Origin of the sequence: Ameyamaea chiangmaiensis (genome assembly GCF_013376175.1) — a bacterium.
Classification (GTDB): Bacteria; Pseudomonadota; Alphaproteobacteria; order Acetobacterales; family Acetobacteraceae; genus Ameyamaea; species Ameyamaea chiangmaiensis.
The window spans coordinates 1-2735 of record NZ_JABXXR010000236.1 but is presented as its reverse complement, the minus strand read 5'-3'; the positions used below and the strand labels follow the sequence as shown (position 1 = coordinate 2735).

Genomic DNA, 2735 nt, shown 5'->3' with positions numbered 1-2735 from the left:
CGCGTTGGGTGGCCGTGGCGCGCGAGACGCGCACGGTCTGCAGTTTCGACAAGCCGGTCGACGGGTCCAGTCGCGGACTGCGGCGCAGGCCGCCGTCGATCACGATCCGGACGCCCGGCACGGTCAGCGATGTTTCGGCGATCGACGTCGCCAGCACGATCCTGCGCCCCGCGTCGTGATGGGGGCGCAGGACACGGTCCTGCTCGGCGGAGGCCAGTTCGCCATGCAACGGCAGGACATCGGCGCCCACGCCGGTCAGGGCGGCAGCGGTCCGGGCGATTTCGCCCACGCCGGGCAGGAAGCACAGGATGTCGCCGTCATGTTCGGACAGGGCCGCCTTTGCCGCGCGCGCGACGGCGTCGGGCAGGTCGCGCGGATGGGTAAGGTCACGCGCGGCATGACGAATGTCGACCGGCCATGCCCGGCCCTCGCTCTCGATCAGCGGGGCGTCGTCCATCAGGGCGGCCAGACGCGCGCCGTCCATGGTTGCCGACATCGCCAGCAGGCGCAGTTCGGGACGAAGGCTGCGTTGCAGATCGAGCGCCAGCGCCATGGCCAGATCCAGGTCGAGGGCACGTTCGTGCACCTCGTCGAACAGGATGGCCGCCACGTTGTCCAGCGTCGGATCGCCTAGAAGACGCCTGACCAGCAGGCCTTCGGTGACGACCTCGATACGCGTGCGGGCGGAGACGGCCTGATCGGTGCGGGTGCGAAAACCGACCAGCCCCCCGGCCTCCTCGCCGATCAGGGCGGCCATGCGGCGCGCGGCGGCGCGCGCGGCGACACGGCGCGGTTCGACAAGGATCAGGACGCCATCCCTCCGCCACGGAGCGTCCAGCAGGGACAGCGGGGCGAGAGTGGTCTTGCCGGCACCCGGAGGTGCCACCAGAAGCGCGTTCGGCCCGGCGGCCAGCGCGGCGCGCAGGGACGGCAGGACGCCGGAAACAGGCAGTTCGGGCAGTTGCGGCAGATCGGGCATGGTTAACGGCGTGGCCGAAGACGGCGTTGCTGGCAAGGGTATGGTGGTCCTGTCCGCATCACCGTCGCCTCGTCGGTCTCCGCCAGATTTGCACGTTCCCCTTGCGTTGGACGCAACCATCGCAAATTAGTGTGTGGCTTCGCGGGTGGTCGGCCTGCGCGTAACCAGGCGAGGGAACGAGGTGTCGAACGTGCGATTGTGGTGGCTGACGTTGTGTGTGGCACTCGGGACGGTCATGGGGGTGCCGGGACGGGGGCAGGCGGCCGAGAGCGCCGGGGTCACGACGGCCCATGATACCGCGACCCTGATCACCGACAGCGACAGCATCGCCCCGGGCGCGCGGCTGGGCGTTGCGTTGCGGCTGGCGCTGCGGCCCGGCTGGCACACATACTGGCTGAACCCCGGTGATGCGGGTGAAGCGCCGACGCTTGACGTGTCGCTTGGCGGAGGCGCCAAGGGCACGGGCGGCACGATTGAATGGCCGACCCCACGCCGTATCCTTGAATCAGGCCTGATGGCCTATGCCTACGTCGATGACGTGGTTCTGCCCCTCCATGTCGATGCCACCGCGGCCGATGGTGCGCCTGACGGCGACGTCACGATCAAGGCCCATGCCGCGTGGCTTGTCTGCGCGGATGTCTGTGTCCCGGAAAAAGCCGATTTCGCCCTGACCCTTCGTCACGGTGCTCCGGGTCCGTCCGCGCAGGCTCCCTTGTTTGCCCGGGCCGAGGCCGCGCGTCCGGTGGCCTCGCCGTTCGAGGCGGTCATCACGCCGGATGCCCACCTGATTCTGAGCGGTCACGGGCTGGGGGCGGATGTGGTGCGCGACGCGTGGTTCATGCCTGACCAGCCTGGCCAGATCGATCAGGCCGCTCCCCAGCCGCTCCGTCTGTCCGGGGACCATCTGTCTCTGGGGCTCCGGCGCCTCGACGGTGTGAAGCCGGACATGCCGCAGGCGGGCGTACTGGTGATCCGTGACCGCGCGGGGGAGGAGCGTGCGCTGACCGTAACGGCCAGGCCCGGTGCGGCTCCCGCCGGGATGGACGCGGACGCGACGCGGCATCAGGGATTATGGCGCGCGGTTCTGCTGGCCTTCGTAGGGGGTGCCATTCTCAATCTGATGCCATGCGTATTCCCGGTTCTGGCCATGAAGGCGCTCGCACTGGCGCGGCTCGGCGGGGCAGGGCAGGCGGCGCAACGGCGGAGCGCCCTGCTGTATGCGACAGGCGTGATCGTCAGTTTTGCAATATTGGGCGGCGGCCTGATGGCACTGCGTGTCGCAGGTGACGCGGTCGGGTGGGGCTTCCAGTTCCAGTCGCCGGCCTTCGTCACTGGTATTGCGTGGTTGTTGTTCGTCATGGCGTTAAACCTGTCGGGCATGTTCGAGATCACGATCGGAGCAGGCGGTGGGGGTGTTCGTTCCGGCGCCCTGGGCGATCTGATGACAGGCGTGTTGGCCGTGATCGTGGCGTCGCCGTGTACGGCCCCCTTCATGGGCGTTGCGATCGCAGCGGCGCTCGGCAGTTCGGCCGTGTCGGGGTTGCTGATTTTCGTCGCGATGGGTGTCGGGCTGGCGGCACCGTCACTGGCTCTGGCGGTCGCGCCCGCGCTGGCGTCGCGCATGCCGCGTCCGGGCGCGTGGATGGACATCCTGCGTCAGGCACTGGCGTTTCCGCTGCTGGGGACGTGCGTGTGGCTGTTGTGGGTGGCCTCGCTTCAGGCCGGACCGGGCGTGGTCGTCGTGGCGCTGGGGGGT

Annotated in this window: 2 protein-coding genes; one reads left to right on the top strand and one right to left on the bottom strand. The window is 69.3% G+C overall.

Going from position 1 to position 2735, the window contains the following annotated elements:
- Positions 1 to 979: DEAD/DEAH box helicase (locus HUK82_RS15705; RefSeq protein ID WP_176614835.1), on the bottom strand; the 979-nt coding region annotated here is incomplete at its 3' end.
- A 181-nt stretch (positions 980 to 1160) separates the two neighbouring features.
- Here HUK82_RS15705 and HUK82_RS15700 point away from each other — a divergent pair.
- A partial coding sequence (locus HUK82_RS15700; RefSeq protein WP_176614834.1) for a protein-disulfide reductase DsbD domain-containing protein occupies positions 1161 to 2735 on the top strand: 1575 nt, incomplete at its 3' end.